This is a genomic window from Pseudomonas sp., from assembly GCF_035277045.1.
Classification (GTDB): domain Bacteria; phylum Pseudomonadota; class Gammaproteobacteria; order Pseudomonadales; family Pseudomonadaceae; genus Aquipseudomonas.
Map to the genome: position 1 here is coordinate 1 of NZ_DATELE010000252.1, position 3,856 is coordinate 3,856.

At 66.1% G+C, this 3,856-nt stretch carries 6 protein-coding genes; all 6 read left to right on the forward strand.

Going from position 1 to position 3,856, the window contains the following annotated elements:
• A partial coding sequence (locus tag VJS90_RS14150) for an STAS domain-containing protein (RefSeq protein WP_324122270.1) occupies nucleotides 1–599 on the forward strand: 599 nt, incomplete at its 5' end.
• 4 nt (nucleotides 600–603) lie between these two features.
• Nucleotides 604–966 carry an STAS domain-containing protein gene (locus tag VJS90_RS14155; protein ID WP_324122271.1) on the forward strand — a complete coding sequence of 121 codons (363 nt, stop codon included), beginning with the start codon at nucleotides 604–606 and terminating at the stop codon, nucleotides 964–966.
• On the forward strand, nucleotides 963–1,367 hold the full coding sequence (locus VJS90_RS14160) for an anti-sigma regulatory factor (RefSeq protein ID WP_324122272.1): 405 nt from the start codon (nucleotides 963–965) through the stop codon (nucleotides 1,365–1,367). The genes VJS90_RS14155 and VJS90_RS14160 overlap by 4 nt, the downstream gene beginning before the upstream one ends.
• The gene (locus VJS90_RS14165) at nucleotides 1,364–2,377 is read left to right on the forward strand and encodes an ATP-binding protein (RefSeq protein WP_324122275.1); all 1,014 of its coding nucleotides are present in this window, start codon (nucleotides 1,364–1,366) and stop codon (nucleotides 2,375–2,377) included. Before VJS90_RS14160 ends, VJS90_RS14165 begins: the two co-directional genes overlap by 4 nt.
• Entirely contained in the window at nucleotides 2,370–3,233 is an 864-nt protein-coding gene (locus VJS90_RS14170) for a sensor histidine kinase (protein WP_324122273.1), read from the forward strand. The genes VJS90_RS14165 and VJS90_RS14170 overlap by 8 nt, the downstream gene beginning before the upstream one ends.
• Nucleotides 3,223–3,856 (forward strand): response regulator (locus tag VJS90_RS14175; RefSeq protein ID WP_324122274.1); only part of this gene is annotated, 634 nt, incomplete at its 3' end. The genes VJS90_RS14170 and VJS90_RS14175, both read left to right, overlap by 11 nt.

Genomic DNA, 3,856 nt, shown 5'->3' on the forward strand with positions numbered 1-3,856 from the left:
TGCTGGGCCATGATTCGCACCAGACCGCCTATTTCATCTTCGCGCTCAAGGGGCCGCTGTTCACCCTGCTGCAAAATCGCTACAGCGATGAGCCCGCGGTGCTGGCCGACCAGTTGATGCAAATCTCCGAGCTGCTCGACGCCTTGGGCATGCACACCATCCGCACTTTCCAGAAGTCCCGCGAGGCGGTGATCAAGCGCCAGCAGGAAGAGCTGCTCGAGCTGTCGACCCCGGTGGTCAAGTTGTGGGACGGGGTGCTGGCACTGCCGATGATCGGCACCCTGGACTCGCAACGCACCCAGGTGGTGATGGAATCGCTGCTGCAGCGCATCGTCGACACCGGCTCGGAAATTGCCATCATCGACATCACCGGCGTGCCGACCGTCGATACCCTGGTGGCCCAGCACCTGCTCAAGACCGTCACCGCCATCCGCCTGATGGGCGCCGATTGCATCATCAGCGGCGTACGCCCGCAGATCGCCCAGACCATCGTGCACCTGGGCCTGGACCTGCAAGGCGTGGTCACCAAGGCGAACCTCGCCGATGCCCTCAAGCTGGCCCTGACCCGGCTTGGCGTGAGCGTGGGCAAGGCGAACTGAGCCCATGGACCGCATCCCGATTTTGCAGATGGGCGACTTCCTCCTGGTGACCATCCAGGTCGACATGCATGACCAGCTCGCCCTGACCTTGCAGGACGACCTGTCCGAACGCATCAGCCGCACCTCGGCGCGCGGCGTGCTGATCGATATCTCGGCCCTGGACATGGTCGACTCGTTCATCGGCCGCATGATCGGCACCATCTCCGGACTGTCCAAGATCATGGACGCCGAGACCGTGCTGGTGGGCATGCAGCCTTCGGTGGCGATCACCCTGGTCGAACTGGGTCTGACCCTGCCTGGCGTGATCACCGCGCTGAACGTCGAGCGCGGCATGAAACTGCTCCAGGACCGGGTACGCCTGCAATGAACCTGCGCAGCAGCGGTACCCAAGCGATCCGCATCGAGCAGGACGTGGTGCTGGCGCGCCAGACCGCGCGCAAGCTGGCCACCGAATGCGGCATGCGCCTGGTCGACCTGACCAAGATGGTCACCGCGGTCAGCGAGCTGGCCCGTAACACGGTGGTCTATGGCGGTGGCGGTGACATGGACTGGGAGATCCTCGACGACCACGGACGGGTCGGCCTGCGCCTTCTGTTTCGCGACGAAGGGCCGGGCATTCCGGACCTCAAGCTGGCGATGACCGACGGCTGGACCTCTGGCGGCGGCCTTGGGCTTGGCCTGACCGGCGCCAAGCGGCTGGTCGATGAATTCGAACTGGACACTGCCCCAGGCGAGGGCACGCGGATCACGATCACCCGATGGACATGAATATCAGCGGCAGCCTGACCCAGGTGCTGGACATCGACGACATCAGCCAGGTCGGGCACGCCCGGCGCACCGCGCAGCGGTTGGCCGAGCAGCATGGTTTCGACGAGCGCGAGGCTGGCCGCGTGGCCCTGGTGGCCACCGAGCTTGCCAGCAACCTGCTCAAGCATGCCGGCCGTGGCGAGATGCACCTGCAGGTGCTGGCGCGCCGCGCGGGCGGATTCGGCATCGAGTTGCTGGCCATCGACCGCGCCCAGGGCTTCGACCTGCAGGCGTGCATGACCGATGGTTTCTCCACCGGCGGCACCCAGGGTATCGGCCTGGGCGCCATCTCGCGTCAGGCGGAGGTGTTCGATGTGTATGCCGACACCCGCGGTGCGGTGCTGCTCGCTCGGTGCTACCCACGCAGCGATCGCGCGCCGGACCTGCGCTACGGCGTCAGCCAGCATTCACTGCACAACGACCCTGCCTGCGGCGACGTCTGGCACCTGGCATTGCGTGACCAAGGCTTGAGTGCCCTGATCATCGATGGCCTCGGCCATGGCGAGGAAGCGGAGCGTGCCGCGCGCGCCGGGGAACAAGCCTTTGCCCTGGCACCCTTCGCCGACGCGCTGACCGCGGTGGCCGACATGCACCACGCCATGACGGGCACGCGTGGCGGCGCCCTGGCGTTCGCCCAGTACGATGCCCACACCGGGGCGCTGGGCTTCACCGGTGTCGGCAATATTTCCGGCACCTTGCTCAACGCCGAGAAATCCCGGGGGCTGGCGTCGCAGCCAGGGATCGTCGGCGGCCAGTACCGTAAAGCCCAGCGCTTTGACTATGCTCACGTGAACGGACATCTGTTGATCATGCACAGTGACGGCCTGCAAACCCGTTGGAACCTTGGCGACTATCCCGGCCTGGTCCATCGTCATCCCGCGGTGATCGCCAGCGTGCTGCACCGGGATTTCTGTCGTGGCCGCGACGATGTGACCGTGCTGGTCATTGCCCTGGAGCCTGCCCATGGCTGACCCCGATCTGCCTCAGACCGCCTTGATCGCCCGCCTTGAAGCGGAAAACTCCGCCCTGCGCGACGAGCTCGAGGAAACCAACCAGGGCGTGCTCGCGCTGTATGCCGAACTGGACATCCAGGCCGAACAGCTGCGCCAGGCGTCGGACCTCAAGAGCCGCTTCCTGTCGTACATGAGCCATGAATTCCGCACGCCGCTGGGCTCGATCCTGAGCATCACCAGCCTGCTCTCCGATGAACTGGACGGCCCCCTGAGCCCTGAACAGCACAAGCAGGTGGCCTTCGTCAGCACCGCGGCACGCGAGCTCAGCGACATGGTCGACGACCTGCTCGACCTGGCCAAGATCGAAGCAGGGCGCATCACCATCTCGCCGGCCTGGTTCGACATGTTCGACCTGTTCGCTGCGCTGCGCGGGATGTTCCGCCCGATCGTCGATGCCAGCGCGGTGGACCTGATCTTCGAAGAACCGGTCGGCCTGCCGCGGCTGTACACCGACGACAAGAAGCTGGCGCAGATCCTGCGCAATTTCATCTCCAACGCCTTGAAATTCACCCTCTGCGGCGAAGTACGGGTGTCGGCGCGGCTTGAAGGCCGCGACCGCATCCGCTTTGCCGTCAGCGACACCGGCATCGGCATCGCCCCCGAGCTGCACGCCAGGCTGTTCGAGGACTTCGCCCAGGTCGACTCGCCGCTGCAGAAACGCTTGCGCGGCACGGGCCTGGGCCTGTCCCTGTGCAAGCGTTTCGCCGGCCTGCTGGGCGGTGAAGTCGGCCTCGAAAGCGCCCCCGGCCAAGGGTCGAGCTTCTTCGTGATCATTCCTCTGGCCATTGCCCAGGAGCCAGCCGATGAAACGTGACACGCGCCTGCTGATCGTCGACGACAATGTCGCGACGCGCTATGCCTTGCGCCGGCGGCTGGAACAGCACGGCTACAAGGTCTCGGAAGCGGGCACGGGTGGCGACGGCCTGGCGCTCATCGCCGCGCAGGCGCCCGACGCGCTGATCCTGGACGTCAACCTGCCTGACATGAGCGGTTTCGACATCGTCCGCACCTTGCGTTCGGAGGCCCGCACGGCGCTGCTGCCGGTGATCCACGTGTCGGCGGCTTCGATCCAGACCGGCGACATCATCACCGGCCTGGACGCCGGTGCCGACGCCTACCTGATCCACCCCATCGACCCGGACGTGCTGCTGGCGACCCTGCGCACCTTGCTGCGGGTGCGCGACACCGAGAACGCCCTACGCGAGAGCGAGGCGCGGTTTCGCGAGATCTTCGTCAACGTCTCGGCGCCGATCGCCGTGCTCGATGCCGACTTCAAGGTGCATGAGTGCAACCAGGCCTTCACCCAGCTGATCCTCGACAACCGCGACCCGCAGCGCCTGCGCGAGTGCTTCGCGGCTGGCCAGGCGTCGGTGCTCGACGAGCTGCGCCTGCGCCTGGAGGCCGGCGAACGCTGGAGAGGCACCCTGAACATGTGCG

Excerpts from the sequence above, each read along its gene's own strand:
- VJS90_RS14160 (WP_324122272.1), top strand. The coding sequence starts at position 963 with ATGAACCTGCGCAGCAGCGGTACCCAAGCGATCCGCATCGAGCAGGAC.
- VJS90_RS14170 (WP_324122273.1), top strand. The coding sequence starts at position 2,370 with ATGGCTGACCCCGATCTGCCTCAGACCGCCTTGATCGCCCGCCTTGAA.
- VJS90_RS14155 (WP_324122271.1), top strand. The coding sequence starts at position 604 with ATGGACCGCATCCCGATTTTGCAGATGGGCGACTTCCTCCTGGTGACC.
- VJS90_RS14165 (WP_324122275.1), top strand. The coding sequence starts at position 1,364 with ATGAATATCAGCGGCAGCCTGACCCAGGTGCTGGACATCGACGACATC.